This window comes from Thalassovita aquimarina, assembly GCF_018219815.1.
Lineage (GTDB): Bacteria > Pseudomonadota > Alphaproteobacteria > Rhodobacterales > Rhodobacteraceae > Thalassobius > Thalassobius aquimarinus.
Map to the genome: position 1 here is coordinate 45,088 of NZ_JADMKU010000013.1, position 24,898 is coordinate 69,985.

Sequence of the window (24,898 nt, forward strand, 5' to 3'; positions counted from 1 at the left end):
AAGCAATATGTTTCGCCAAACATATCGCAATCGGACACCGGCTTGGCAAGCGTTATTCATTGACGGACATATCGCCGAGAAGGTCCTCGATCGCGCCGATCTGTTCTTCCCCCGCTGCGCGCGTGATTTGCTCGAGCTTGCGGTAATGCGACAGAACGGCTTCACCCGTCTTCGTGAGGTGCGCGCCACCGCCCCGGGTCCCGCCCCGGCTGGACGACACGAGGGGTTCGCCGAAGGCCGCGTTCATTTCTTCGACGAGAGACCAGGCCCGCTTGTAGCTCATCGACATGGCGCGGCCCGCCGCGGCAATCGAACCAGCTTCCCGAATGCCTTCGAGCAAATCGGCCTTGCCCGGGCCCAGCATCAACCTGTTCCCGAAATGGATGCGCAATCGCATCCGGATATCGCTGTTTTCGATCGTCTCGGCAGTCATGAGGAGAGTTTGCAGCGCACGAAGACGGCGCGCAACAGCGAACTGGGCGGATCAGAACAGGCCCAATCGTTTCGGTCGCCGCGCCTTTGTTGCGCCAAGGATGCCATCCAGTGGAACACGCAATCCATCCGGTGAGGATATAGGCAGTGGTGCCCTCAACTGCGGTGCCGGGGGATCAGGATTCGCGGGCTTCTTTCACACCCACAAAGAAGGCATTCATGGTGTTCCTGACGGCCTTCTCGATATCGATTTCAACCGGTTCGCCGTAAACAAATTTGCGGATCGCGATATAAAAAACCGCGCCGTGCAATCCCCAGAACAGTTCGAGGTCTTCTTCCGTCAGGGAATCGGGGTCTGAGCTTTGGTTCAGTTCGTGGCGCAATTCCAGCGCTGCGGGGCGAATGATCTTGGTGCGGATGATGTCCAGGTAACGTTCTGTCAGGCCATAGGACTTCAGCCCCGACGACACGAAAATCCGGACCCAGTCATAGTCGAAAACACGTTCGGCATATTCGAGGTAGAACTGTGTAAGGCGCGCCTGAAGGCTGCGGCTGCGATCCAGTATCAGCGGTTCCCAATCAGGGTTCCACCGTTTCACGTAAACATGGTCGTAGACCCGTTCGATCAAGGCATCCTTGCTCTCGAAATGCCGGTAGATCACCGCATGGGAAACCCCCATCCGTTTGGCCAATTCCCGGGTCTGTCCTTCGAAACCGCATTCAGCGAAAAACCGGACCGCCTCGGTGACGATCAGCTTCTCGCGGTCGGCGCTTCGCATGTTCTTGCGGCGCGGCGCGGCGTCGCTTTGGGTGCTGCCTGTTTGTGTCATCTGTCTCTCATTCAACCGCGGTCATGATAGCTCAAGCATCAGAAATTACCAAGTGGTCACTTTTTTCTTGACGGGCGTCGTGCCTCCCGCCTATCAAAAGTGACCACTTGGTTACAAATTGGCCGACGTGGAGAGATCGAGGGGGAGGAAATCTTGAAATCACCGGCGTTTGAATACCTGCAGGCACAGGATATTGCGGATGCGATGTCGGCCTATGACAGTGCGGAGGGCGATGCGGTCTACCTGTCGGGTGGGCACAGTGTCGTGCCGTCCCTGGCGCTGCGCCTGCAAGCTCCGGCTTTGGTGATCGACATATCCCGGATCTCGGCGCTGTCGGGCATATCGCTGGAAGACGGGTGGCTTCGTATCGGCGCGATGACCCGGCACGTCCAGGCGATGAACGATCCCTTGATCGCGGCACACGCCCCGCTTTTCGCCGCGGCGGCCCCGTTCGTCGCGCATCCCGCTATCCGTAATCGCGGCACCTTGGGCGGCAGTTTGGCGCATGCGGACCCGGCGTCCGAATTTCCAGCCGCCGCTGTTGCCATGCGGGCAGAACTTGAAATCGTATCCCCGCAAGGAATTCGCCGCGTGCCAGCCGACGACTTCTTCAAGGACATCTACGAAACCGCGATCGAACCCGGAGAAATCCTGCAAGCGATCCACGTTCCCTGCCCGGTGCCCGGGCAGATGATCGGCTTTGACGAGATCGCACGCCGGCGAGGCGATTACGCGATGGTTGGCGCGGCGGTTCAGGCCGTGACCACGGACGGCGTCGCGGATGACGTGAGCATCGCGCTGTTTTCTGTCGGCGACCGGCCGACCCGCGCCGTGTCGGCGCAGGCGGTCCTGACCGGAAGTCCCATTGATGGCGCCGCGATTGCAGAGGCGCAGGCGGCGCTCTGTGATGATCTCGATCCACCCGATGACCCGCAGTTCCCCGCGCATATGCGGCTGCATCTGGCCCGCGTGCTGCTGGGGCGAATTCTGACAAATCTGAAGGTTGTGGCATGAAAACCGAAATCACTCTGATCGTGAATGGCGAAGCGGTGCGCGACGTCATCGAGCCACGCACCAGTCTTGCCGATCTGCTTCGTGACCGTCTGCGCCTGACCGGTACTCACCTGGGCTGCGAAATGGGGTCCTGCGGGGCCTGTCTCGTTCTGCTGGACGGGACGCCGGTGCATGCCTGTCTGGTTCTGGCCGTGCAGGCCGCCGGACAACGGGTGGACACCATCGAGGGCTTGAACGAAAGCGGGGACATCAAGGACTTGCAGCAGAATTTCCATGCCAGGAATGCCTTGCAGTGTGGGTTCTGCACCAATGGCATGATCATGACTGCCCATGCGCTGCTGTCTGAAAGCACTGCGCCGACACGTCCTGAAATTCGCGAAGCCTTGTCGGGAAATTACTGCCGTTGCACCGGGTACGAGGCGATTGTCGACGCGATCTCGGCCACTGCCAAACAGCGCGCAACCAATGCCGGGGCCGGAAAATGACCATGTCCAAAGATCATATCGGCCAGTCCCACCGGCGGGAAAATGCGCTGCGCCATCTGGCCGGGCGGGGGCGCTTCACCACCGATCTCAGCTTGCCTCGCATGCTGCATGCCGCGTTCGTGCGCAGCCCGATGGCCAAGGGCCGGATTGTCGAGGTCGATGTCACCGATGCCGCCGCCGCGCCCGGTGTGGTCCGGGTGTTCACGGCGCAGACGTTGAACCATGTCTGCGAGCCCTGGGTCGGCACGCTGGATCACTTCGCGGGCATGCAAAGCGGGCCGCAGAACATGCTGGCCGACGGTCAGGTGCTGTGGGCCGGCCACCCGGTCGTGATGATCCTCGCCCATAGCCGCGCCGAGGCCGAAGACGCCTGCGAACTGGTGATGCTGGACATCGAGGACGAAGACGCGATCGTTGACGGTGACGCCGCGCAGATGGAAAACGCGCCCCTGGCGTCGGACGGTATCGACAGCAACATGTGCTTCCAGACCGTTCTGGAAACCCCCGACCTGGATGCGGCGTTTGCCCGTGCGGCGCATGTGGTCGAGGGCGATTTCACCTTCGGTCGCCACACCGCCGTCACCCTTGAACCCCGTGCCGTCATTGCGGATTACGATCCCTCGACGGGGCAGTTGACCGTGCATCACGGCACACAGACGCCGTACCAGTTCCAAGACGTCTATGCCCGCCATTTCGGTCTGAACGAAAGCAAGGTGCGTGTGATTGCGCCGGATATCGGCGGATCGTTCGGGATGAAGCTGCATGTGTATCACGAAGAAATGGCGACGGTTGCGGCCAGCCTCTTGTTGGGCCGCCCCGTACGTTTCGTGGCCGATCGGCTGGAAAGCTTCGTTTCCGACATCCACGCCCGGGACCACCGCGTCAGCGCGCGCATGGCGGTGGATGCGGACGGCACCATCCTGGCGATGGATGTGGACGACATGACGCAGATCGGGGCGTTCTCGACCTATCCGCGCACCAGCGCGGCCGAGGGCAATCAGGTGATCCGCCTGATGGGCGCGCCCTACAAGATGCCGGACTATCGCGGCCGCTTGTCGGTTGTGTTCCAGAACAAGGTGCAGACCAGCCAATACCGTGCCGTCGGCCACCCGATTGCCTGCGCGGTGACCGAGGCATTGGTGGATCGCGCCGCCCAGCTGCTGGATATGGACCCGTTTGATATCCGCGCGCGCAACCTGTTGGCCGACGATGACTATCCGCATGTGTCGGCCACCGGGTATCAGTTCGAAAAGCTGTCGCACCAGGCGAGCCTTGAGAAACTGCACGACATGATGGGGTATGGCGCCCTGCGCAAGGAGCAGGCGAGGCTGCGCGAGCAAGGTATCCATCGCGGGATCGGCATCGCGCCTTTCGTGGAAATCACCAATCCCGGCGCGGCTTTCTACGGCGTCGGCGGGGCGCGCATTTCGGCGCAGGACGGCGCGGTCGTCCGGCTGACCCCGTCGGGCGATGTGCATTGCGCGATATCCGTGACGGAACAGGGGCAGGGCACCGAAACCATCATTGCGCAGGTCGTGGCCGACCAGTTGGGCGTGACGCCCGAGCGTGTCAAAGTCACCACCGGCGATACCGATACGACCCCCAGCGGCGGGGCGACCTGGGCGTGTCGCGGTGCGGGCATCGGCGGCGAAACCGCGTTGCGGGCGGGGCGCAAGCTGCAGGCGCAGATTCTGGCGCTGGCCGGCGCGATCCTGCAAGCAGACCCGGCCAAGCTGACGCTGGCCAATGGGGCGGTGGTCGATGCCGCTACGGGCGATGAACGGATATCTCTGGCCGAAATCGGGCGCATTGCGACCTACCGGCCGGATACGCTTCCGGATGGCTGCAACAGTTCGCTGACCGCGGCGGAGCATTTCGCGCCCGGTGGCTACCCGTTCGATTTCACGAATGGCATTCAGGCCAGCTATGTCGAGGTCGATATCGAAACCGGCATCACCCGGTTGCTGAAACACTGGGTGGTCGAGGATTGCGGCCGGATCATCAACCCGCTGTTGGTCGATGAACAGATCCGTGGCGGCGTCGTTCAGGGCCTTGGGCCGGCGTTCTTCGAAGAATGCCTGTACGACGACGCGGGCCAGATGACCAATGCCTCGCTGGCGGATTACCTGGTGCCGATGGCGGGCGAAATGCCCGACATCGAGATCGCCCATGTCGAAACCCCGACCAAGGACACGATACTGGGGGCCAAGGGGGTGGGCGAGGCCGGTACCGCCGCCGCCGGGGCCGCCGCCATGAACGCAGTCAACGACGCGCTTCGCCCGCTGGGGGCACAGATTTCGCAAACACCGATGACGCCGCTGCGCATCCTGACCGCCCTCGGTCACGTCTCAGCCGGACCCAAGAGAGGATACTGACAATGGAACTTGAAGGTCGCCAATCCCTTGCCGCCACGCCCGAAGAGGTCTGGTCGGCGCTGTTCGACCGCGATGTGCTGGAACAGGCCATTCCGGGATGCGAAAGCCTGGAACAGACCAGCGACACCAGCTTCGCCGCCGTGGTCAAGCTGAAGATCGGCCCGGTATCCGCCCGTTTCAAGGGCGAGGTCGAACTGAGCGACATTGTCGTGGGCAGGTCCTGCACCCTGTCTGGCAAAGGGTCGGGGGGGATCGCGGGATTTGCCAAGGGGGCGGCCAAGGTGACGCTGACCCCGCAAGGGCCTGAAACCGTTCTGGACTACACCGCCGATGTTGCCGTAGGGGGCAAGCTGGCCGCCCTGGGCAACCGCTTGATCAAGTCCACTGCCCAAAAACTGACCGGCGAATTCTTCGCCAATTTCGACCGCGCTCTGGCTGTTGAGGAGGACGCGCCAGCCGCCTAAGAAGCGCCCATCAAGACCAAAACTGACCGCGCAGGACGCGGAATTCCAAGGGAGGAAACCATGAAAACATCACGCCGGGCCTTTTTGGCCGCCTCATCTGCCACGCTTGCGACACCGTTTCTGAACACGCGCCTGATTGCGGCAGAAACCATCAATATCCAGATCGGCTCCAGCCACCCGACCAACAACATCTGGGTCTATGCCATGCAAAATGCGCTGCAGCCTGCGCTGGAGCGTTTGCTGACCGATGCCGGCGGCAAGTACGCGGTGAACTGGACGGAAAACTACGGTGGTACGTTGTACAAGTTCAAGGATACCCGCACCGCTGTGCGCGACGGGATCGTGGACATCGGCATGGTCGGCACTGTTTGGGAAGGTTCTGCGATGCCGCTGCAGAACGTCACCTATTTCACGCCCTTCGCGAATTCCGACCACAACGTTGTCATCGACATTTTCGACAAGATGACCGACGAAGTGCCCGAGCTGCGGGCCGGCTGGACGGACCAGAACATGGTGCATTTGTCGTCGCTGGTGACCGACAACTACGACGTCTATTCGAACTTCCCGATTTCCTCGGTTGATGATGTGGCGAACCGCCGTTTGAACGCGCCTGGCACGTCTGCGAACTGGCTGCTGGATACCGGGTGCACGCCGGTGAACGGCGCGCTGACGACCTACTATACCGACATCCAGACCGGCGTGTCCGAAGGGACGCTGTCCTTTGCCAGCGGCATCCAGCCGACCCGCGTCTACGAAGTCGCGCCGCATTTGACGCGTGTCGGTTTCGGGTCGATGTATTTCGGGGGCATTGCGGTCAACAAACGGTTCTTCGACCGTCTGCCGGCCGAGGTGCAGACTGCTTTGCGCGAAGCGGGGCGGATCACGTCGCGCAGCCACGGCGACTATGTGACCGAGCGTTCGACCAATGCGATGACCGAAATGGTCGCGGCCGGACTGCAGGTTTCGGAAATGCCCGAGGCCGAGCGCGAAAAGTGGGCTCGGACCCTGCCCAATGTCGCCAAGCCCTGGCTGGATGCGAATGGCCCGGCCGCCGCGACAGTTCTGAAGGCCTATTTCAGCGAGCTGAAAGCGCGCGGGATTACCCCGGCGCGGGATTGGTCCGCCGAGATCTGAGGCGTCGATCCGCACCGTTTCACCCCGTTAAGCTGGAAATGACATGCAACAAGATATGCTTCGCAATCCAAGGCCAGGCCCGCTGAAACGGGGCTTGCAGGCTGTTTTCAACGCCGTTGCGGCGATCGGGACGGTGTGGATCTTCGCCATCATGCTGTTGATTGTGGCCGACGTGGTCGGCCGCAATTTCCTCGCGGCTCCGATCACCGGGGTCGCCGAGATTTCCGCGCGCAGCGTAGTGGCGATCGTGTTCTTGATGCTGCCCGCCGCAACGCTGAACGGAACCCTGATCCGCGCGGATTTCCTGCTGCGCGGTATCCGGCTGTATTCGCGCCGCGCGGTGCACGTCCTCGATACGCTATTCGCGTTGATCGGGGCCGTTTTGTTCGTGCTGGTCGCGATCGCGGCCTGGCCCGACACGCATGAGGCTTGGGTTTCTTCCGAATTCTTTGGCGTTCGCGGGGTCTGGACCCTGCCGACCTTGCCGTTCCATCTGCTGGTTGTCCTCGGGTCGGGCGCGACCAGCATTGCCTTCGTCACCGTCGCTTTCGAAAGCGCGAAGCTGGCCAAATCCGAAAAAGGTCACTGAAATGAGCAGTATTACCATCGGTCTGATCTTGATCGGCGTGCTTTTCGTCCTGGTCCTGATGGGCATGCGCATCGCCGTTGCCCTGATGGCCGTCGCCTTTGCTGGGGTTTGGATCATCCGGGGCAATTTCGACCTGTCGATGCGCTTGATGTCGATTGCCGCCTATAACGGCGTGGCCAATTATCTTTTCGCCACCATCCCCCTGTTTGTCCTGATGGGGCACCTGGTCAGCATTTCGAATGTCGGCAAGGATACCTTCGACGTGGCAGAGGCTTTGTTACGCCGCCTGCTGGGCGGGCTGGGCATCGCCACGGTGGCCGCCAACACGATTTTCGCGGCCGTTACCGGCGTCTCCATCGCCTCGGCGGCGGTGTTCACCAAGGTTGCGGTGCCCGAGATGACCCGCCATGGCTACCGGCCGTCGTTCTCGGCGGGCACGGTGGCGGGCAGTTCGGTGCTGGGCATGCTGATCCCGCCCAGCCTGCTTCTGATCATCTACGGGGTGCTGGCCGAACAGTCGATCGGTCGTATGTTCATCGCCGGCCTTGTTCCCGGGGCGCTGTTGGCTGGCGGGTTCGTCCTGTGGATCATGCTGGTGGCGAAATTCGCGCCGGGTTTCGTGTTCACGCAGGAATATCTGATCAGGAAGAACGAAGATCATCCGCTGCCGCCGGCGATGCCGACGGGTGAAATCCTGCGCAAGCTGACCCCGATCATCGTGCTGGTCCTGTTTGTTCTGGGGGGACTCTACAGCGGGTTTTTCACCCCGACGGAGGCCGGCGGCGTCGGGGCTTTCGCGGCCCTGGTGATCGCGTTGCTGCGTCGCAGCCTGAACCTTGGCAAGTGGTGGCAGGTATTGACCCAAACGGGTTCGATTTCCGTCGGGATCCTGGCGCTTCTCGTTGCGGCCGGGTTCTACAGCCAGATGCTGGCCGTGGCGGGTATTCCCTCTGCCATCGGGACCTTCGTGCAGAACAGTGGCTTCGGAGCCATGGGCTTCCTCGTCGTCTATGTGATCCTGGTTCTGCTTTTGGGCATGATCCTGGACAGCAGCTCAATTCTGTTGATCGTCGTGCCGATCGCTGCGCCGATCGCCGAGAGGCTTGGCTTCGACCTGATCCAGTTCGGCATCATTACCGTGATCGCAGTGGAAGTCGGCCTGCTGACACCCCCGTTCGGGATCTCGATTTTCACGGTGCATTCGACACTTGCCGATGGCCGCACCTCGCTTGAATCGATATTCGCGGGTGCTCTTCCGTATGTCGGGGTTATGCTTGGCGTGCTGACGCTCGTGGCGGTGTTTCCGGGACTTGTGATCGGGTGAGGGGCCGCCGTGGTGGCGCAGTTGCGGCAGCCCGTCGAATTGACGGCCCACCGGCATCGAAGATTTCCGGGCGCTCCTGGAAAGAGCGCCCGAATGCCCACCGGTTCATGGACCTTGTGAAACCGTCGCGCCCGCCCGGCCCGTGGGGATGATCGACGCGCGGACACTCTGACGACGGCCGGTCACACGGTGGGTGAGGTTTCACGCAGCCAAGGGGATCGCCTGCCTGACCCGCCAGACTTCCTCGGGATGGATGTCCACGACACGTTCGGCGCCCTCGAACTCCGCCGCCCGGACAGGGGACCAGTCTGTCTTGGCGCTTCCGGTCAACAGGATCGCCTCGCCACTGGTAAAATCCGGAATGAACAGCCCGGCGCGGCGACTGACCTCGATATTGCCCAGCGTGTTAAAGAACCGGTTGCCGGTGAAATCCGGAAAGGAAAGCGAACCATCCGCGTTTGGCCGCAGGACACCGGGCTCGCCGCCGCGATGGGACACATCTGCTCCGCCATTCGCATAGGTCGCGATGAAGAACGTGTCAGCACCAGAAATGATCCGCCTTGCCGCTGCATCGCCGATTGCAACACGGGTGCCCACGGCGGGCGGCAGCGGCCCGGCAGGCAGGCGGAAATCGCGCGTCTGGATGTATTTCGGGCAGTTTCCGAAGCTCTGCTCGACTGCGATCGCCAGACCGTCCTTTCCGGTGGCGATGATGCTGCCATTCATCCGGTTCCGCCGCCGGGTTGCGAATTCGAGCCCGAGAACAGCCACCTTGGCACCTGCCCCGGTGTCCAGCCCGAGCGGTTCGGCAAGAACCGGGCGGCCGCTGGTCGACAGCTCGGTGGGCGTCGCCCGTGCGCCTGCGGGGAGAGGGCAGACCGTGGCCCACGGCCTGCCTTGCCTGTCCCGCAGGCCGAGAAACAGCGCCGGCAGGCTTTCGAAGAACACCTGATGCTGGGTCGGCATGGCTTCCCGGATGACGCGGGCGGCCCGTTCGCGCCATTCTGCCGGAACGCCGGCACGTTCCTGTACCGCGCGTTCGCCGTCGTGGAAAACCTGATCGGGCTTTTTCATGGCAATCGCCTTTCCGTTCAGGACGTTTCGGGAATGGGCGAACGCGCCATGCCCACGAAACCCGGCAGCGCCTCGATCCGGGCCAGCCACGCGCGAATGGCCGGATAGGCATCGAGACTGACACCGCCTTCGGGGGCGTGGGCGATGTAGCTGTAGCCCGCGACGTCGGCGATGGTGATGGCGGACCCGGCGAGGAAATCGCGTTCCTTCAACAGCGGTTGCATCACCGCGAACAGCCTGTGGGCCTTGGCTTTGGCCGCCACATGGTCCAGCGGCGCGTTAAATAGCGTTGCCAGCCGTGCCGCCGCCGGCCCCCCTGCGATTTCGCCCGCTGCCACCGACAGCCAGCGCTGCACCTCGGCGGCGGCTTCGGGCACGTCCGGCAGCCAGTCGTGGCCGTCGGGATACTTGCGCACCAGATAGATGAGGATGGCATTGGAATCCGACAGGGTGGTGCCGTTGTCGTCGATGGCGGGAACCTGACCAAACGGGCTGATCTTGAGATATGCGGGCGCTTTGTGGGCGCCGCCCGCCATGTCCAGGTCGATCGGATCGCACGGCACGCCAAGCAGCGACAGCATCAGTTCCACCCGGTGGCAATGCCCCGACTTCGGGTTGCGATACAGTTTGACCGGCGCGGCGGCGGCGGGGAAATGCGGATTCATCGGGCTATCCTTCATCGATCAGAGGCCAAGATCGCTGAGGCCGGGGTGATAATCGGGCCGGCGACCCAACGGCCAGTGGAACTTGCGTTCGACCTCGCGGATGGGGCGTTCGTTGATGCTGGCATGCCGGGCCGCCATCAGGCCGTTCGGGGCGAATTCCCAGTTTTCGTTGCCGTAGGCACGGAACCACTGCCCACTGTCGTGGTATTCGTAGGCATAGCGCACGGCGATGCGGTTGCCCCCGAACGCCCAGAGCTCCTTGATCAGGCGATAGTCAAGTTCGCGCGCCCATTTCCGGGTTAGAAAGGCCTCGATCTCGGCGCGGCCAACCGGGAATTCGATGCGGTTGCGCCAACGGCTGTCCGGCGTATAGGCCAGCGCGACCTTGGCCGGATCGCGGGAATTCCAGCCGTCCTCGGCAAGGCGGACCTTTTGCTTGGCGCTGTCTTCGGTGAACGGGGGAAGCGGGGGACGGGCCATCGGTGCCTCCTTTCTGTTTTGCTTGAGGGGTGTTGAGAGGTCCGCGGCCGGGCAAGCCCCGGCCGCGGTACAGAGATCAGGCCGCGAGTTCGTTGGCATCGACCGCGGGGAAGTCGATCTCGGTCTGGGCGAGTTCGTTCAGGTAATTAGTCCAGGTGTTCAGCGCGACGTGCTGCACGATCTCGATGATCTGGCCGTCGTCATAGCCGGCATCGCGGACCGCGCGCAGATCCTCTGCATCGACCCGGCCACGCGCGGCGGTCACCTTTGCGGCGAACCGCACGGCGGCGTCGGCCTTGGCATCATGCGAACGGCCGACGCGGTTGGCCGCGATTTCGGCGTCGTCGAGCTTGGCGAGGTTCTTGCCGAGATAGGTGTGGGCCGAAAGGCAGTAGCTGCAGCCGTTGATCTGCGCCACGGCCAGCGCCACGCGTTCGCGGGTTGCGGCCGGCAGGCGACCCTTGCCGAGCGCGCCGGACAGGCTGAGATAGCCTTCCAGTGCGACCGGGCTGACGCTGACAAGGCGGAACAGGTTCGGGACCGTGCCCAGTTGCTTTTCGACGGCCTGCAGCAGCGGCTGCGAGGCTTCGGGCGCGGTGGCGATGTTGTCGGGATAGGCGATGCGGGACATGTGAAAGCTCCTCTGCTTGCTTCGTGAGGAGGATTTACGCGCTTCCAATAATTGGCAGTAGATCATATAGTTGAGATAAAGGCTTCCAGAAATTGGAAATAAGATGACTGACCGTCTTGAAACCATGTCCATCTTCGTGCGCGTCGTGGACGAAGGCAGCCTGACCGCCGGTGCGCGCGCGTTGCGGATGCCGATCGCCACCGTCAGCCGCCGGATTTCCGAACTGGAAGCCAAGCTCGGCGCCGAGCTGTTGCTGCGCTCGCCGAGGGGACTCACACTCACCGACACGGGCAGAACCTATGTCGCGGCCTGCCGCAGAATCCTGGAAGACGTTTCGGAAGCCGAACGCAATGCGTCCGGCGAATTCACCGCACCTCGGGGAACGCTGACGATGACCGCTCCCATCGTCTTTGGCCGATTGCACGTACTGCCGGCGGTGAACGCCTTCCTGCGGGCTTTCCCGGATATCGACGTCAGGCTGGAATTGACCGACCGCCCGGTGAACCTGCACGAGGAACACCTTGACCTGGCGGTGCGTATCGGGCCGCTTGCGGACAGCATGTTCATCGCCCGCAAGGTGGGCGAGGTGCGTCGGATCGTATGCGCCAGCCCTTCCTACCTTGAGCAACGCGGAACGCCGAAGGTGCCCGAAGACCTGGCCCGTCTGGACGGCATCATCTTCCAAAGCCTCCTGTCGCCGCAGAACTGGCGGTTCGGATCGGGGCGGCAGGAAAGATCCGTTGCGGTGCGGTCGCGGTTGATCGTGAATACCGCCGAAGCGGCAATCGATGCCGCCGTTGACGGGCTGGGGTTTACCCGCGTCCTGTCGTACCAGGCGGCCACCGCGATCAAGGCGGGGCGGCTGGCGGTCCTTCTGCAGGATTTCGAACCCGATCCCTGGCCGGTCCACCTTCTCTATGAACCGCGGGCCTTGGTCCCGCAGAAGCTCCGCGCGTTCCTCGATTTCGCCGCGCCGAGGCTTGCGGCCGGTTTGGCGTGACACGGCCCGGGCAGGTGGGCTTCGCACCGTGCAATTGACCGATATTCGGTTTCGGCTAATCTGATCGCGGAGACACCGGAGGAGCAGCAAGATGCTGGAGGAGGCGCTTGCCCTGGATGCGAACGGGACGCCGATCTGCGATGATTGGCCGACCCATTCGCAGGATTGGGACGAAGTTCAGGAGTTTTGCCGGACCGTCTACATGCCCTACCGGGTGCGGCCGCTGGAGCGCTGCAATGTGTCGAGGAAGGGCTTCTCGACCTAGATGCCCCGGCCAGGGAATACGCACCTGCAATTGGCGAACTCCAGGTGATCGACGGTTTCGACGCTGCCGGCGCCCCGGTGCTGCGTGCGCCCAAGAGCGATGTCACCACCCGGCAGCTCATGCTGCACACGGCCGGGTTCGGTTATGATTTCTTTAACGAAACCTACAAGCGGTTGGCGGAAGAACACGGTCAGCCTTCGGTGGTCACCGGGTCGCGCGCGGCGATCGAAACGCCGCTGTTGTTCGATCCGGGCGAGCGTTGGGAATACGGCGCCAACATCGACTGGGTCGGTCAGGTGGTCGAAGGCATCCGCGGCAAGCGTCTTGGCGATGTGATGGCCGAACGTGTCTTTGCCCGGCTGGGCATGGACGACATTACTTTTACCCGCAGCGACGGCATGAAGGCCCGCACCGCCACCATCCATGCGCGCGATGACGACGGCAGCCTGACGCCGATGGATGATTTCGCGCTGCCTGACGACCCCGAGGTGCACATGGGCGGGCATGGGCTTTACGGTACGGTGACCGACTACATGAAATTCATCCGCATGTGGCTCAACGACGGTGCCGGACCGAATGGCCGGGTGCTGAAGCCCGAAACCGTGGACTGGGCGGTGAAGGGCGGTTTGGTGCCGCCGCAGAAAGTGACCATGCTGCCCGGCGTGATCGCGAACCTATCCAACGACGCCGAATTCTTCCCCGGCCAGCAAAAGGATTGGTCCTACACCTTCATGATCAATTCGGAAGAGGCGCCGACAGGTCGGCCCGCGGGATCCATCGGTTGGGCGGGGCTGGCAAACAGCTACTACTGGATCGATCGCGAAACGGGCGTCGGCGGCTACTGGGCGACGCAAATCCTGCCCTTTGCCGACCCTATCTCCTTCACCGGGTACATGGATTTCGAAACCGCGGTCTACGCGGCGTTGAAAACCGCACGCGCGGCATGACCTGAGCTTCAGCGACTTTTCCGGGCGGGCCGGTTGGGGCCGCCCGGCGGGGCACACCGCGTGCCCGGCACGTCCGTTCCGCCCTTTGGCGTTCGGCTTGCGTCCGATAGAGGGATCACAACGATGCGGCGGCCCGGCTGGCCTGGTCGTACTGGCCGGACAGCGTTCTCAGGCTGCGGGCGATTTCGCGCAGTTCGGAGCCTTTGAAATCGGTGGGGCCGACCGCTTCGAGAAGGCACTGACGGCGGACGTCGCGATAGGCCCGGCACAGGTCGGCGCCGGTGGGCGAGGTCGAGTAGAACACTTCCTTGCCGCGCTTTTCCGATATCACCAGCCCCGCCTTGAGCAGCTTTCGCAGCGCGTAGTTAACGGTGTGCGTATCTTCGATGTTGAGCAGGAAGCAGATGTCCGAAAGCCGCTTTTCACGGTCGCGGTGGTTCACGTTGTGCAGGATCAGGATATCCAGAGGATTGAGCTCGGGCTGTCCGGCGGCGGTCATGCAACGGGTCATCCAGCGGCTGAAGGCGTTATAGGCGATGATCAGGCCGAATTCGTATTCCGACACTTCCCAGCCTTCACCCTCGGCAAGGTGGCGTGAGGAAACGATTCTACGGTCATCCTGCGATCCGGTCATCTTCAGCTCCTGCATAAACTTTGCGATTTATTGATAAATTATGCAGGAAAATTGTCCCAAACAAGGGGCTGTTTGTGTCTCAAGGCATGGTCTCGTTGCCGGTGTTTTCGCGTAAGCTACTGATAATTATTAGTTTACTTTGCGGCTGTCGGAAAAGGAAGCCGGAGAGAGATTGAGAGCATTATGATAAAACGTTGACAAATCGTCATCGTTTGGATGAGCATGACGTCACCAATAAAGTCTGAAGTCCAACGGAGTGAGAGAAATGACCTTCATGAAAAAGATCGGCGCCGCCGCATTGGCCGTCGCCTGTGCCACTTTACCGGTTCATGCCGAAACCTGGGATATGCCGACGCCCTATCCGGACGCGACCTTCCACACCGCGAACATCCATGACTTCGCCAAGGACGTCGCCGACAAGACCGGCGGTGCGCTTGATATCAAGGTGCATTCGGCGGGGTCGCTGTTCAAGCATCCGGAAATCAGCAAGGCCGTTCGCAGCGGTCAGGTTCCGATCGGCGAATTCTTCCTGTCGCTGCTGAACAACGACAACCCTGCATTCGGCGCGGATTCCCTGCCGTTCCTCGCGACCAGCTATGGCGACGCGGAAAAGCTCTGGGCCGCCCAGAAAGACACCATCGACGCGCTTCTCGACAAGCAGGGCCTGATGGCGCTTTACGCCGTGCCGTGGCCGCCGCAGGGCCTTTACACGACCAAGGAAATCAAGACGGTCGACGACCTGAAGGGCATGAAGTTCCGCACCTATAACGCGACCCTCGAACAGTTCGCAACGCTTGCCGGTGCCGCTCCGACGCAGGTCGAGGTGCCGGATATCCCGCAGGCCTTCACCACCGGCCGGGTGGAAGCGATGATCACTTCGCCCTCGACCGGTGCGAACTCGAAAGCGTGGGATTTCCTGTCGCATTACACCGACATTCAGGCGTGGCTCCCCAAGAACATCGTCGTCGTGAACAAACGTTCGTTCCGCCGTCTGGATGACGCGACCCAGAAAGCCGTTCTCGAAGCGGCGGCCGCCGCAGAGGCGCGCGGCTGGGAAATGAGCAAGGCCGAGACCGCCGCGAAAGTCGCCGTGCTGAAGGAAAACGGCATCACCGTGGTCGAACCTTCGGCCGAACTGATGGACGGTCTGAAGGCAATCGGCGCGCAGATGCTGGCGGACTGGAACGCCTCGGCTGGCGCAGAGGGCGAAACCCTGCTCAACGCGTATCAGAACTGAATGAAGACCGCGGGCGGCACTGCCGCCCGCACCCTTGCGGAGGATGGAAACATGCGCCCGATTTTGACGGCACTCTACAGACTGAGCGGCATCGTGGCGGCGCTTTGTATTCTTTCGATAACCGGCCTCGTCTTCGCGCAGGTATGCCTCAACCTCATTGACAAGGTTGCGGCCGCGATGACCGGGCAGGCGATCGGCCTGACCATTCCGTCCTATTCGGATTTCACCGGTTTCCTTCTGGCCGCCTCCACCTTCCTCGGACTGGCCTACACGCTGCGCGAAGGCGGGCATATCCGGGTGACGCTGGTCACCGGGCTGCTGCGCAACAAGGCCCGGCGCCGGGTCGAAACCGTGGTCATTGCCCTTGCGCTGGCGATGGTCGCCTATGCCACGGTCTACATGGGGCTGCTCGTCGCCGAAAGCCATGAATACGGCGACCGGACCTCGGGCATGATTTCGCTGCCGCTTTGGGCGGTGCAGCTGCCGGTTGCCGTGGGGCTTGGCGTTCTGACCATCGCCCTGCTGGACGAATTGATCTGTAACCTGATGGGTCTGCCCGCCTCGTACGAAGGCAAGGGCGAGAACCTGCTGAACGAATGAGCCGGCCATGAGCGTTCTGACCCTTTCTATCATCCTTTTCGTGCTGCTTTTCGTCTTCCTCGGCTCGGGGCTTTGGGTGGCGCTTTCGCTGCTGGCCGTGGGCATGTCGGCGATGATGCTGTTTTCCGATGCGCCGCTGGGGCTTGTCATGGCCACGACGATCTGGGGCCACGGCAATTCCTGGGCGCTGGCCGCGTTGCCGCTGTTCATCTGGATGGGTGAAATCCTGTTTCGCTCGCGCCTGAGCGAAGACATGTTCACCGGATTGGCGCCGTGGATGAACCGGCTTCCGGGGCAGCTCCTGCACGTGAATATCTTCGGCTGCGGGATCTTCGCGGCGGTGTCGGGATCGTCCGCGGCAACGGCTGCGACGATCGGGAAACTGTCGATCCCCGAACTTTCCAAGCGCGGATATCCCGAAAAGATGGTGATCGGTACGCTGGCGGGATCGGCGACGCTGGGCCTTCTGATCCCGCCGTCGATCATTCTCATCGTTTACGGCGTGGCGACCGAGCAATCCATCGCGCGCCTGTTCGTGGCAGGTATCCTGCCGGGGCTTTTGCTGGTGTCGCTGTTCGTTGGATATGTCGCGCTCTGGGGGGTGATGAACCGAGGCAGCCTTCCGGCCGAAGGCACGCGCTATACCTTGCGCGAAAAGCTCTATCATTCCCGCCGCCTGCTGCCGGTGATCGGCCTGATCGCCGGGGTGATCGGGTCGATCTACGCAGGGATCGCATCGCCGACGGATGCAGCCGCCGTTGGGGTGGTTCTGGCACTGGTCATGTCCTGGTCGTCCGGATCGCTGACCCGGCAGAGCTTTTTCGAAGGCCTGATGGGCGCGATGGTCACGTCGTGCATGATCGCCTTCATCCTTGCCGGGGCGTCGTTCCTGACCGTCGCGATGGGTTTTACCGGCATTCCGCGCCTGCTGGCCGAATGGATCGGCGGGATGGGGCTGTCGACCTATACGCTGCTGGCGGCGCTGACCGTGTTCTTCGTGATCATGGGCTGTTTCCTTGACGGGATTTCGGTTGTCGTCCTGACCACGTCGGTGATCATGCCGATGGTACTGAAGGTCGGGATCGATCCGCTGTGGTTCGGCATTTTCGTGGTGATCGTGGTGGAGATGTCGCAGATCACGCCGCCGGTCGGTTTCAACCTGTTCGTGCTGCAATCGCTGACCGGCCGCAATATCCTGACGGTGGCGCGGGCGGCGTTGCCGTTCTTCCTTCTGATGCTCGTGGCGCTGGCGATTATCGTGGCCGTGCCCGAAATCGTAACCTTCCTGCCGGAAAACATGTGATGGCCGATACGGCGACGAAAAACACGATGGAGCGGGGCCTTTGGCCGCGCATCCGGACCGTCGGGTTCGACGGCATGCTGGTGAGCTTCGGCGACCGGCTGAGCGAACCGGCGAACCGCGCGGCGTTGGCCTTCCGCGCGGCGGTGGAGAAGGAAAACTGGGAAGGTGTCGAGGAAAGCTCGACCTCCTTGCTGTCGTGTTTCCTGCGTTTCGATCCGCTGGCGCGCAGTCATGCGGAGATCGAAGCCCAGTTGCGCCAGCTTCTTGGCCGCACCGACTGGTACGCCGAAGCCCTGCCCAAAGGGCGCCGCTTGTGGCGGATACCGACCGTTTACGGCGGCGATTTGGCGCCGCAGCTTGACGAGGCCGCCGCGGTGGCCGGGATCACGCGCGACGAAGCGATCCGTTCGCTGTCGCAGGCGCGGGTGCGGGTGCAGACGATCGGTTTCGCGGCCGGGCAGCCCTATCTTGGCGAATTGCCGGAACGCTGGGACATCCCGCGGCAGCAGGCGCTGACCCCGCAGGTGCCCGAGGGCGCGCTGGCAGTGGCGATCCGGCAGCTTGTCCTGTTCTCGGTCACCACCCCGACGGGATGGCGCCATGTCGGTCAGACCGCGATCCGCCTGTTCCGTCCCGAAAGCGAAACGCCCTTCGTCTTGCGCCCGGGGGACGAGGTGATGTTCCCGTCGGTGTCGCGAGAGGTTTACGAAAACATGCGTACCTCGGGGCCGGATGGCGGCGCAGAGTTCGAGGCGTTGAAATGACCGGAAAACTGACCATACGCAGGGCGGGTCCGGTGTTGACCGTGCAGGACCGGGGGCGGGGCGGTTACCTCGCCTACGGGCTGTCGCGCGGCGGCGCGGCGGACCTCACGGCGCTTGCCGAGGGCGCGGCCCTGATGGGGCAGTCGGCCGATCTGGCGGCGCTTGAAATGGCGGGGTTCGGAGGCGAATTCGTGACGGACGTCGATACGCGTATCGCGCTGACCGGGGCCGAGATGAGCGCGAGAATCGACGGCACGCCGGTGGCCTGGAACGTCAGCCACCTGTTGCCGGCGGGGGCCGTTTTGTCGATCGGCGCGGCCAGAACCGGCATCTACGGATACCTTCATGTCGGCGGCGGCTTTGATCTTGATCCGCGTTTGGGGTCGCGCGCGACGCATGTGTCGGCGGGGATCGGGGGGATCTTGCAGTCGGGCGATACGCTGCGGATCGGGGCCGACAGGTCCGACGAGGTGGGCAAGCTGCTGGTGCCCGAGGACCGCTTCGGCGGTGGCGAGGTACGGGTGCTGCCCAGCCTGCAAACCGACCTGTTCTCGGAAGACATCCGCGCCGCCTTCGAAAGCACCGCCTTCCACCGGGACATGCGCGGCAACCGCATGGGCGTCAGGATGAATTTCGACGGCCCCGGTTTCCTTGTCGAGGGCGGCTTGAGCGTGTTGTCCGAGGTGATCGTGCCCGGCGACATCCAGATCACCGGCGACGGCGCGCCGTTTGTCCTGATGGCGGAATGCCAGACCACCGGCGGCTATCCGAGGATCGGCACCGTCCTGCCCTGCGATCTTGCCCGGGTGGCGCAGGCCCAGCCGCAAGCGGTTCTTCGGTTCCGTTTCGTGACGATGGCCGAAGCGGTCGAAGCCGAACGCCGCCACGATGCCAATCTGCGTGCTCTCAGGGGCAGGCTGACGCCATTGGTGCGCGACCCGCGCGACATGCATGATTTGCTATCCTATCAACTGATCAGCGGCGTCATCGCCGGCAACGAAGAGGACTGAGCCATGACACTTTCTGTCGATTTGAATGCCGATATGGGCGAAAGCTTCGGACCGTGGGTCATGGGCAACGACGCGGCGCTTCTCGAAGTGGTCAGTTCGGCCAATGTCGCCTGCGGCATGCATGCGGGCGATTGGGATACGATGGGCCCGACCATGTCTCTGGCGGCGAAGAACAACGTGGGTATCGGCGCGCATCCCGGATTTCCCGATCTGCAGGGGTTCGGCCGCAACCGGATGACCATGCCACTCGACAGCCTTGCCAACCTCGTGCGCTACCAGCTGGGCGCGGCGCAGGCGATCGCGCGCTCGGTGGGGGCAAAGGTGCGCCATCTCAAGCTGCACGGCGCGCTTGCCAACATGGCGTCCGAGGACAAGGACATGGCGCTGGCCTGTTACCGGGCGGCGCTCGATGTCGACCCTGACCTGATCATCATGGTTCTGGCCGGAACGCAGCAGAACGCGGCGGTCGAGGAATTGCAATGCCGCGCCGCCTGCGAAATCTTTGCCGACCGGGCCTATAACGACGACGCGACGCTGGTGGATCGCAGCCAGCCCGGCGCCGTCATCCACGATCCCGACCGCGCGGGGCAAAGGATGCTGGAAATGGTGAAGGCGGGCGCGATCATCACCGAAAGCGGCAAGCATATCCCGACCCGGATCGATACGATCTGCCTGCATGGCGACACGCCGACCGCGGTCAAGATCGCGCAAAGCGTGCGCGGCAACCTTGAAGCCAACGGCATCAAGATCGGGCAATTCGCGGGGCATCCTTTCACGGCGGATTGAGGGCAACACCAGTGTGCTGGTGCCGGGGGAACGTCGATTCCTCGGTTCCAAGACCTTTCCGCAGTGATGTCAGGCCCGCTCTGGCCGGTTGCGCGCTGTCGGCGGGCCCCAGTTGCGATAAGCCCCAGGTGCCGTCTTGGGTCAGATGGCGGATCGGCCGGGCACCCGCGATGTTCTCCGGCGTTTCGCATAGCGCGCCAGGGCGGTGCGCATCAAGCGGCGGAAGCTCGGGCATTCAAGATGGCTCGGCGCTGTGCAATTCGCCACGTGACGCAGACCATCGCGCAGCGCCGTCAGTTCCTTGATGCGCAGGTCAAGCTGATCGGCCTTCTCGCTCAATTTGCGGTGTTCGATCCTCGGCTTGTCTTCGTAGCGCAGCATCTCGGCGATTTCCGAGAGCGTGAAACCCGCGATCTGTCCGAGTGAGATCAGGGACAGGCGGGTCAGGATATCGGGTTCGAAAATGCGCCGCAGCCCCCGTCGCCCGGCCGCCTGTATCAACCCCTTTTCTTCGTAATACCGTAGTGTCGAGGCGGGGATGCCGCTTTTCCTTGCGACCTCGGCGATGTCCATCATCAGGCTTGACCTCAAGTTGACTTGAACTGGCATACGACCGGGCATTACTTGATTCTACAAGGGAAACCGATGCGATGATCCTGACTGACCCCGATCGATATCCGATGCTTCTGCAGGCTGTGATTCTTGGCATGGGGGCGACCCTGTTCATGGATCTCGTCGCCAGTGCCCGGCGCCGTTTTTTCAACACGCCCTCGCTTGACTACGCGTTGGTGGGGCGTTGGATCGGGTACTTGCCGCGGGGCGTGTTCATTCACCGTCCCATCGTCAAGACCGCGCCGGTCACGGGCGAAAAGGCCCTTGGCTGGGGCACGCATTACCTGATCGGAATTGTTTTCGCCGCGTTGTTCCTGATGATCGAAACGCCGGATTGGCCGGGCAGGCCCGAACTGCTGCCATCGCTGGGGTTTGGCCTGCTGACCGTCGCCGCCCCGTTTTTCCTGCTTCAGCCCTGCCTGGGCGCCGGGATCGCGGCAAGAAACACACCGCATCCATGGCTGGCAAGGTTGAACAGCGCCACCGCCCATTTGTCCTTCGGGCTGGGGCTATGGGTCACCGGCTGGGTCATGGCCCTCGCGGTATGGGGCTGAATGAACGGATCGCGTTGCCGCGATGCTCGGCCGGGTTCTGAACGCGACCTCCCTCAAGGCATGCCGCAGGGAACACACCAGCGACCGATCCACTAGACTTGCCCAGCGGGGCTTCAATCCCAGTCCGGATCCGCCACCGCAACGGGCCTACCTGCGTTTTCGATATCGGTACCCGCTGCCAGCAGGATGTCTTCGCGGAAGCGCGGCCCGACCAGTTGAACGCCCACCGGCCTGTGGTCCGCTTCACCGGTATCGACGGCAAGCGATGGAACGCCGATCGCCGGGAGCGCCCGTTGCGTCAGCTGGGCCTCGAACACTGCCGCGAAAGCGTCTTGCGAACTGACATCCTGTTGCTGGGTGAAGGGTAATTCTCCCGATACCGGGCAAATGAGGATCGGGTAGTCCTGAAGGAACAATTCCCACTGCCGCACCAACGTGGCCCGGGTTTGCAGCGCCTTCATCAATTCGTCGAATCCGACTTCGCCGATATCCTTGGACATTTGCTCGAAGACGAACCTGGCATCGGGATCCGCCTCGCGGTCGATCATGTCCCGTGCCCCGAATTGGGTATCGGCCATCCACAGGCGCGCGTTGATCTCGGCGGCGGGCTGCATCGGGGGGCAGTCGATTTCTTCGACCGTCCAGCCGGCGGCCCTCAGTTTGTCCGCCGCATCGTACAGGGCCGCACGGACTTCGTCCGCGACGGGCATGCCGTCCGGCGCGACCGTCAACGCCGCACGTTTGGGGAAATTCCCGCCTGTCATCGGTGCGGAGACGTACCACGGATCGCGTAGATCCGGCGCCGTCATGGCGGCCATCGACAGCCGGATGTCGGAAATGCTGCGGGCGATCGGCCCGGAAACCGCCATCAGCTGCGCTCCGATGAACCGGTCCGGCGCGCTGGCATTGTAGGCCGGAATTCTGCCAATCGTCGGGCGCAAGCCGTGCAGACCGCAGGCATAGGCCGGGTAGCGGATCGAACCCGCGATATCCGTGCCGTGACCTATGGCGCAAAGGCCGGCGGCCACCGCCGCTGCCGCGCCGCCAGAGGAACCGCCGGGGGTGACCGCCTTGTTGCGCGGATTGAGCGTCTGGCCATGCAGTTCGTTCTTGGTGAACCAGCGCAACGAAAAGGCCGGCGTGTTGGTGCGTCCGACGATCACACCGCCTGCCTTGCGCAGGTTGGAAACCACCGGGCTGTCATGTTCTGCCACCAGGTTTTCCTGCAGCCTGAGCCCGTTGGTGGTCGCATGTCCCTGCTGATCGACATTCACCTTGATCGTCAAAGGGACCCCGCACAGAACGCCCGGGTCTTCGCCGCGCGAAATCGCGTCATCGACTTCTCGTGCCGCCTGCAACGCTTCTTCGGGGAATTCCTGCACCACCGCGTTTATCTTCGCATTCACATCGGCGATGCGCTGCAGATGCGCCTTGGTCACTTCCGTCGCCGACAGTTTCTTCGTTCGGACCGCTGCCGCGATTTCGGTCGCCGTAAGTTTCCAGACTTGTTCCATCCCACATCTCCTTTGCCTGCACCGGCGAAGATTGCACGTATCGTTTCTTTTGGACAGAGACAGAAACGAGAAGCCGGTCCGCGAACCGCTCCGCAGCAGTTTCTCGAACATGCGAACCGCGGCGGCCGTTCCGCTGGACACCCGGTCCGGGCAAACAGGCCGCTGGATTTTACGAACGGCCCGCCCGCCGATCCTCTGCATGCCCAGCGGATAAACGAAAAAGCCGCCCCACGAAGGGGCGGCCCGTCCTGGCTTTGTCTTCGGCTCAGCTTGTCAGCTTTTTCAGCAAGCCGGCGATCAGTTCAGCGTCTTCCGGATTGGCCAGGTTCGGCGCGTGGCCGCAGGCGGGGAACAGGCTGGCTTCGGGGTGCGGGCCGGTGGCCATCATCTTGGCCAGCAATTCGTCGGTCAGAAGATCCGACTGCGTCCCTTGAAGGATATGGGTCGGCGCGGTGATCCGCTCATAGAACGGCCAATTTCGGATCTGGTCGGGAATGGCTTCGAACGCGTCGATGATCCGGGGATCGTAATGCAGGGTCAGCTTGCCGTCGCCGCGCCGCCGGACCGAGGTTTCCGCCATACGCTGCCAGAATCCGTCCGGCGCCGGACCGAACGGGGCATAGACACTGCGCAGCCAGGTTTCGGCCTCGGCCATGCTGAAAAATTCGGGCAACGCACGGGCATAGGTGATGATCCTCGCCAATGCGTCATCGGGGATTTCCGGCGCGATGTCGTTGATGATGAAGGCGGTGATCCGGTCAGCATACGCGCCCGAGGCCACATGCATCCCGATCAGCGCCCCCATCGACGTGCCGATCCACGCGGTTTTTTCGATACCGTAGTGGTCCAGCATCGCTTCGGCGATCCGGGCATAGTAGCTGGTGACGTATTGTTCGTAGGGCTTTTCGGCCCAGCTCGACAATCCACGCCCGAGCGTGTCGGGGCAGATCACGAAATAGTCCCCCGACAACGCCAGCGCGAGTTCGTCGAAATCGCGGCCGTTGCGTGCCAGTCCGTGCCACATGATCAGCGGCGGCGAAGACGGATCGCCCCATTCCATCACGTGAATGTCGTGCCCCATCAGAGGCAGGAATACCGAGCGCGGGGTGTTCATTTCGCGTCTCCCTTGTTGATGATGGTCCCGGCAATCCCGGAGGGGAAGAAATAGACCAGCAGGATGAAGATGATGCCGAGCCACAACAGCCAGCGTTCGGGGGTCAGAAGTTCGGGCAGGACCGGCACGGCGGCCACGGCTCCGGCGGCGGCCTCCATCAGATCGCGCAGGTAGTATTGCGCCAGCACCAGGGCGCTTGCGCCGATCACCGCGCCCCACATCGTGCCCATGCCGCCGATCACCACCATCAGCAGGATGTCGATCATGATCGCGAAGCTGAGCGCGGTGTCAGGCCCGGTATATTTCAGCCACACCGCATAGACCGATCCGGCCAGCGACGCGGTGACGGCGGCGATGCAGAACACGGCGGTGCGGTAGGCCACGACCTTGTAGCCGATGCCCTCGGCGCGCGCTTCGTTCTCGCGGATCGCCTTGAGCACGGTGCCGAGCGGCGATCCGGTGATCCGCAGCATCATCCAGAACATCAAAGCGGCGGTCACGAAGACGAAGTAGTAAGCGGCCAGCTTGCCGTTGAGCTTGACGCCAAGCAGCCGGATGACTTTGCCGTCGTCGTCGACCATCAGCTTGGTGGCGGTCTTGAAGATCGCCGGGGTCTTGTAGGTGATCCCGTCCTCGCCGCCGGTGAGCCCCGACAGTTGCTGTGCCAGCACCAGCACGACCGAAGCCGCCGCCAGCGTGATCATCGCGAAGAAGATCGCCTTCACCCGCAGGCTGAGCATGCCGATCAGCACTGCGACCACCAGCGACACCACAACGCCCGCCAGCGCGCCGAGTCCCAGGGCGCCCCAGCCCGCGCCGATATGTTTCAGCGAGATCGCCGCGCCATAGGCGCCGAAGCCGAAGAACATGGTATGGGCGAAGGAGACGATGCCGGTATAGCCGATCAGCAGGTCGTAGCTTGCCACCAGCGCGATGAACACGGCGATGCGCGCGGCGACTTCCAGCGATCGCACGTCCTGAAACAGGAACGGCGCGAACAAAAGCACGGCCCAGATCAGGAGCGATGCGGTTTTAACGGTAAGAGTGCCTTTCATCGCAAC

The 24,898-nt window shown here is 62.9% G+C and carries 29 protein-coding genes; 18 read left to right on the forward strand and 11 right to left on the reverse strand.

What is annotated here, in order from left to right:
• Positions 1 to 52: 52 nt before the first annotated feature.
• Positions 53 to 364 (reverse strand): winged helix-turn-helix domain-containing protein, encoded by a 312-nt coding sequence (locus IT775_RS14185; protein ID WP_212701778.1) that lies wholly within the window; start codon positions 362 to 364, stop codon positions 53 to 55.
• Positions 365 to 379: 15 nt separating this feature from the next.
• Here IT775_RS14185 and IT775_RS14190 point away from each other — a divergent pair, with 15 nt between their 5' ends.
• A complete protein-coding gene (locus IT775_RS14190) occupies positions 380 to 568 on the forward strand; it encodes a hypothetical protein (RefSeq protein WP_212701779.1) in 189 nt (62 codons plus the stop codon).
• A gap of 40 nt (positions 569 to 608) precedes the next feature.
• On the opposite strand, the gene IT775_RS14195 is transcribed toward IT775_RS14190, so the two are convergent.
• Positions 609 to 1,262 carry a TetR/AcrR family transcriptional regulator gene (locus IT775_RS14195; protein WP_212701780.1) on the reverse strand — a complete coding sequence of 218 codons (654 nt, stop codon included), beginning with the start codon at positions 1,260 to 1,262 and terminating at the stop codon, positions 609 to 611.
• A 99-nt stretch (positions 1,263 to 1,361) separates the two neighbouring features.
• Here IT775_RS14195 and IT775_RS14200 point away from each other — a divergent pair, with 99 nt between their 5' ends.
• From IT775_RS14200 to IT775_RS14230, 7 genes are all read left to right on the forward strand, one after another.
• Positions 1,362 to 2,276 (forward strand): FAD binding domain-containing protein, encoded by a 915-nt coding sequence (locus IT775_RS14200; RefSeq protein WP_212701781.1) that lies wholly within the window; start codon positions 1,362 to 1,364, stop codon positions 2,274 to 2,276.
• Positions 2,273 to 2,761, forward strand: a complete 489-nt coding sequence (locus tag IT775_RS14205) for a (2Fe-2S)-binding protein (RefSeq protein WP_212701782.1) — start codon at positions 2,273 to 2,275, stop codon at positions 2,759 to 2,761. The genes IT775_RS14200 and IT775_RS14205 overlap by 4 nt, the downstream gene beginning before the upstream one ends.
• A gap of 2 nt (positions 2,762 to 2,763) precedes the next feature.
• Complete coding sequence (locus tag IT775_RS14210; RefSeq protein WP_246525595.1) at positions 2,764 to 5,136, forward strand: xanthine dehydrogenase family protein molybdopterin-binding subunit; 2,373 nt, start codon at positions 2,764 to 2,766, stop codon at positions 5,134 to 5,136.
• Between the two features lie 2 nt (positions 5,137 to 5,138).
• Positions 5,139 to 5,600 carry an SRPBCC family protein gene (locus IT775_RS14215; RefSeq protein WP_212701784.1) on the forward strand — a complete coding sequence of 154 codons (462 nt, stop codon included), beginning with the start codon at positions 5,139 to 5,141 and terminating at the stop codon, positions 5,598 to 5,600.
• A gap of 60 nt (positions 5,601 to 5,660) precedes the next feature.
• A complete protein-coding gene (locus IT775_RS14220) occupies positions 5,661 to 6,734 on the forward strand; it encodes a C4-dicarboxylate TRAP transporter substrate-binding protein (RefSeq protein ID WP_212701785.1) in 1,074 nt (357 codons plus the stop codon).
• A 94-nt stretch (positions 6,735 to 6,828) separates the two neighbouring features.
• A complete protein-coding gene (locus tag IT775_RS14225; RefSeq protein WP_212701786.1) occupies positions 6,829 to 7,323 on the forward strand; it encodes a TRAP transporter small permease subunit in 495 nt (164 codons plus the stop codon).
• Position 7,324: 1 nt separating this feature from the next.
• Positions 7,325 to 8,647 (forward strand): TRAP transporter large permease, encoded by a 1,323-nt coding sequence (locus IT775_RS14230; protein WP_212701787.1) that lies wholly within the window; start codon positions 7,325 to 7,327, stop codon positions 8,645 to 8,647.
• 201 nt (positions 8,648 to 8,848) lie between these two features.
• Here IT775_RS14230 and IT775_RS14235 read toward each other — a convergent pair whose 3' ends face one another.
• The 4 genes from IT775_RS14235 to IT775_RS14250 all read right to left on the reverse strand — a co-directional run bounded on the left by IT775_RS14235 (position 8,849) and on the right by IT775_RS14250 (position 11,497).
• Positions 8,849 to 9,721, reverse strand: a complete 873-nt coding sequence (locus IT775_RS14235) for a pyridoxamine 5'-phosphate oxidase family protein (RefSeq protein ID WP_212701788.1) — start codon at positions 9,719 to 9,721, stop codon at positions 8,849 to 8,851.
• Positions 9,722 to 9,738: 17 nt separating this feature from the next.
• The gene (locus tag IT775_RS14240; RefSeq protein WP_212701789.1) at positions 9,739 to 10,386 is read right to left on the reverse strand and encodes a glutathione S-transferase family protein; all 648 of its coding nucleotides are present in this window, start codon (positions 10,384 to 10,386) and stop codon (positions 9,739 to 9,741) included.
• An 18-nt stretch (positions 10,387 to 10,404) separates the two neighbouring features.
• Entirely contained in the window at positions 10,405 to 10,866 is a 462-nt protein-coding gene (locus IT775_RS14245) for a nuclear transport factor 2 family protein (protein WP_212701790.1), read from the reverse strand.
• A gap of 76 nt (positions 10,867 to 10,942) precedes the next feature.
• Positions 10,943 to 11,497: a carboxymuconolactone decarboxylase family protein gene (locus IT775_RS14250; protein ID WP_212701791.1), complete on the reverse strand. Its 555-nt coding sequence runs from the start codon at positions 11,495 to 11,497 to the stop codon at positions 10,943 to 10,945.
• A 103-nt stretch (positions 11,498 to 11,600) separates the two neighbouring features.
• Between IT775_RS14250 and IT775_RS14255 the strand changes: the two genes are divergently transcribed.
• The 3 genes from IT775_RS14255 to acmB all read left to right on the forward strand — a co-directional run bounded on the left by IT775_RS14255 (position 11,601) and on the right by acmB (position 13,709).
• Positions 11,601 to 12,497 carry a LysR family transcriptional regulator gene (locus IT775_RS14255; RefSeq protein WP_212701792.1) on the forward strand — a complete coding sequence of 299 codons (897 nt, stop codon included), beginning with the start codon at positions 11,601 to 11,603 and terminating at the stop codon, positions 12,495 to 12,497.
• A gap of 91 nt (positions 12,498 to 12,588) precedes the next feature.
• Positions 12,589 to 12,762: a hypothetical protein gene (locus IT775_RS14260; protein WP_246525607.1), complete on the forward strand. Its 174-nt coding sequence runs from the start codon at positions 12,589 to 12,591 to the stop codon at positions 12,760 to 12,762.
• The gene (gene acmB / locus IT775_RS14265) at positions 12,684 to 13,709 is read left to right on the forward strand and encodes a methyl acetate hydrolase AcmB (RefSeq protein ID WP_246525597.1); all 1,026 of its coding nucleotides are present in this window, start codon (positions 12,684 to 12,686) and stop codon (positions 13,707 to 13,709) included. The genes IT775_RS14260 and acmB overlap by 79 nt, the downstream gene beginning before the upstream one ends.
• Positions 13,710 to 13,824: 115 nt before the next feature.
• Here acmB and IT775_RS14270 read toward each other — a convergent pair whose 3' ends face one another.
• The gene (locus IT775_RS14270; RefSeq protein ID WP_246525599.1) at positions 13,825 to 14,358 is read right to left on the reverse strand and encodes a winged helix DNA-binding protein; all 534 of its coding nucleotides are present in this window, start codon (positions 14,356 to 14,358) and stop codon (positions 13,825 to 13,827) included.
• Between the two features lie 259 nt (positions 14,359 to 14,617).
• Here IT775_RS14270 and IT775_RS14275 point away from each other — a divergent pair, with 259 nt between their 5' ends.
• Genes IT775_RS14275 through IT775_RS14300 form a run of 6 tightly spaced genes read left to right on the forward strand, consistent with a single transcriptional unit; the run spans position 14,618 to position 20,043 of the window.
• Positions 14,618 to 15,580, forward strand: a complete 963-nt coding sequence (locus IT775_RS14275) for a TRAP transporter substrate-binding protein (protein WP_373049812.1) — start codon at positions 14,618 to 14,620, stop codon at positions 15,578 to 15,580.
• A 51-nt stretch (positions 15,581 to 15,631) separates the two neighbouring features.
• The gene (locus tag IT775_RS14280) at positions 15,632 to 16,180 is read left to right on the forward strand and encodes a TRAP transporter small permease (protein WP_212701794.1); all 549 of its coding nucleotides are present in this window, start codon (positions 15,632 to 15,634) and stop codon (positions 16,178 to 16,180) included.
• A gap of 7 nt (positions 16,181 to 16,187) precedes the next feature.
• Positions 16,188 to 17,483 (forward strand): TRAP transporter large permease, encoded by a 1,296-nt coding sequence (locus IT775_RS14285; protein ID WP_212701795.1) that lies wholly within the window; start codon positions 16,188 to 16,190, stop codon positions 17,481 to 17,483.
• On the forward strand, positions 17,483 to 18,247 hold the full coding sequence (locus tag IT775_RS14290; protein WP_246525601.1) for a 5-oxoprolinase subunit B family protein: 765 nt from the start codon (positions 17,483 to 17,485) through the stop codon (positions 18,245 to 18,247). Before IT775_RS14285 ends, IT775_RS14290 begins: the two co-directional genes overlap by 1 nt.
• Complete coding sequence (locus IT775_RS14295) at positions 18,244 to 19,257, forward strand: 5-oxoprolinase subunit C family protein (RefSeq protein WP_212701796.1); 1,014 nt, start codon at positions 18,244 to 18,246, stop codon at positions 19,255 to 19,257. Before IT775_RS14290 ends, IT775_RS14295 begins: the two co-directional genes overlap by 4 nt.
• 3 nt (positions 19,258 to 19,260) lie before the next feature.
• The gene (locus tag IT775_RS14300) at positions 19,261 to 20,043 is read left to right on the forward strand and encodes a LamB/YcsF family protein (protein ID WP_212701797.1); all 783 of its coding nucleotides are present in this window, start codon (positions 19,261 to 19,263) and stop codon (positions 20,041 to 20,043) included.
• Between the two features lie 141 nt (positions 20,044 to 20,184).
• Here the strand turns inward: IT775_RS14300 and IT775_RS14305 are convergent, their stop codons facing one another.
• Complete coding sequence (locus IT775_RS14305; RefSeq protein ID WP_212701798.1) at positions 20,185 to 20,619, reverse strand: helix-turn-helix domain-containing protein; 435 nt, start codon at positions 20,617 to 20,619, stop codon at positions 20,185 to 20,187.
• A 74-nt stretch (positions 20,620 to 20,693) separates the two neighbouring features.
• Here IT775_RS14305 and IT775_RS14310 point away from each other — a divergent pair, with 74 nt between their 5' ends.
• A complete protein-coding gene (locus tag IT775_RS14310; protein WP_212701799.1) occupies positions 20,694 to 21,209 on the forward strand; it encodes a DUF2938 domain-containing protein in 516 nt (171 codons plus the stop codon).
• Positions 21,210 to 21,322: 113 nt separating this feature from the next.
• Here IT775_RS14310 and IT775_RS14315 read toward each other — a convergent pair whose 3' ends face one another.
• The 3 genes from IT775_RS14315 to IT775_RS14325 all read right to left on the reverse strand — a co-directional run bounded on the left by IT775_RS14315 (position 21,323) and on the right by IT775_RS14325 (position 24,892).
• Positions 21,323 to 22,723, reverse strand: a complete 1,401-nt coding sequence (locus IT775_RS14315) for an amidase family protein (protein WP_212701800.1) — start codon at positions 22,721 to 22,723, stop codon at positions 21,323 to 21,325.
• A gap of 265 nt (positions 22,724 to 22,988) precedes the next feature.
• Entirely contained in the window at positions 22,989 to 23,837 is an 849-nt protein-coding gene (locus IT775_RS14320) for an alpha/beta fold hydrolase (protein WP_212701801.1), read from the reverse strand.
• A complete protein-coding gene (locus IT775_RS14325) occupies positions 23,834 to 24,892 on the reverse strand; it encodes a branched-chain amino acid ABC transporter permease (RefSeq protein WP_212701802.1) in 1,059 nt (352 codons plus the stop codon). The genes IT775_RS14320 and IT775_RS14325 overlap by 4 nt, the downstream gene beginning before the upstream one ends.
• Positions 24,893 to 24,898: the final 6 nt, after the last annotated feature.

Bases quoted from the DNA above. Each gene is read 5' to 3' on its own strand.
- IT775_RS14285 (WP_212701795.1), top strand. From the start codon at position 16,188: ATGAGCGTTCTGACCCTTTCTATCATCCTTTTCGTGCTGCTTTTCGTC.
- IT775_RS14320 (WP_212701801.1), bottom strand. From the start codon at position 23,837: ATGAACACCCCGCGCTCGGTATTCCTGCCTCTGATGGGGCACGACATT.
- IT775_RS14240 (WP_212701789.1), bottom strand. From the start codon at position 10,386: ATGAATCCGCATTTCCCCGCCGCCGCCGCGCCGGTCAAACTGTATCGC.
- IT775_RS14190 (WP_212701779.1), top strand. From the start codon at position 380: ATGGATGCGCAATCGCATCCGGATATCGCTGTTTTCGATCGTCTCGGC.
- IT775_RS14315 (WP_212701800.1), bottom strand. From the start codon at position 22,723: ATGGAACAAGTCTGGAAACTTACGGCGACCGAAATCGCGGCAGCGGTC.
- IT775_RS14185 (WP_212701778.1), bottom strand. From the start codon at position 364: ATGCTGGGCCCGGGCAAGGCCGATTTGCTCGAAGGCATTCGGGAAGCT.
- IT775_RS14245 (WP_212701790.1), bottom strand. From the start codon at position 10,866: ATGGCCCGTCCCCCGCTTCCCCCGTTCACCGAAGACAGCGCCAAGCAA.
- IT775_RS14295 (WP_212701796.1), top strand. From the start codon at position 18,244: ATGACCGGAAAACTGACCATACGCAGGGCGGGTCCGGTGTTGACCGTG.
- IT775_RS14325 (WP_212701802.1), bottom strand. From the start codon at position 24,892: ATGAAAGGCACTCTTACCGTTAAAACCGCATCGCTCCTGATCTGGGCC.
- IT775_RS14250 (WP_212701791.1), bottom strand. From the start codon at position 11,497: ATGTCCCGCATCGCCTATCCCGACAACATCGCCACCGCGCCCGAAGCC.
- IT775_RS14260 (WP_246525607.1), top strand. From the start codon at position 12,589: ATGCTGGAGGAGGCGCTTGCCCTGGATGCGAACGGGACGCCGATCTGC.
- IT775_RS14270 (WP_246525599.1), bottom strand. From the start codon at position 14,358: ATGCAGGAGCTGAAGATGACCGGATCGCAGGATGACCGTAGAATCGTT.
- IT775_RS14255 (WP_212701792.1), top strand. From the start codon at position 11,601: ATGACTGACCGTCTTGAAACCATGTCCATCTTCGTGCGCGTCGTGGAC.
- IT775_RS14305 (WP_212701798.1), bottom strand. From the start codon at position 20,619: ATGATGGACATCGCCGAGGTCGCAAGGAAAAGCGGCATCCCCGCCTCG.
- IT775_RS14275 (WP_373049812.1), top strand. From the start codon at position 14,618: ATGAAAAAGATCGGCGCCGCCGCATTGGCCGTCGCCTGTGCCACTTTA.
- IT775_RS14290 (WP_246525601.1), top strand. From the start codon at position 17,483: ATGGCCGATACGGCGACGAAAAACACGATGGAGCGGGGCCTTTGGCCG.
- IT775_RS14220 (WP_212701785.1), top strand. From the start codon at position 5,661: ATGAAAACATCACGCCGGGCCTTTTTGGCCGCCTCATCTGCCACGCTT.
- IT775_RS14230 (WP_212701787.1), top strand. From the start codon at position 7,325: ATGAGCAGTATTACCATCGGTCTGATCTTGATCGGCGTGCTTTTCGTC.
- IT775_RS14280 (WP_212701794.1), top strand. From the start codon at position 15,632: ATGCGCCCGATTTTGACGGCACTCTACAGACTGAGCGGCATCGTGGCG.
- IT775_RS14310 (WP_212701799.1), top strand. From the start codon at position 20,694: ATGATCCTGACTGACCCCGATCGATATCCGATGCTTCTGCAGGCTGTG.
- IT775_RS14215 (WP_212701784.1), top strand. From the start codon at position 5,139: ATGGAACTTGAAGGTCGCCAATCCCTTGCCGCCACGCCCGAAGAGGTC.
- IT775_RS14195 (WP_212701780.1), bottom strand. From the start codon at position 1,262: ATGACACAAACAGGCAGCACCCAAAGCGACGCCGCGCCGCGCCGCAAG.
- IT775_RS14205 (WP_212701782.1), top strand. From the start codon at position 2,273: ATGAAAACCGAAATCACTCTGATCGTGAATGGCGAAGCGGTGCGCGAC.
- IT775_RS14300 (WP_212701797.1), top strand. From the start codon at position 19,261: ATGACACTTTCTGTCGATTTGAATGCCGATATGGGCGAAAGCTTCGGA.
- IT775_RS14235 (WP_212701788.1), bottom strand. From the start codon at position 9,721: ATGAAAAAGCCCGATCAGGTTTTCCACGACGGCGAACGCGCGGTACAG.
- IT775_RS14210 (WP_246525595.1), top strand. From the start codon at position 2,764: ATGTCCAAAGATCATATCGGCCAGTCCCACCGGCGGGAAAATGCGCTG.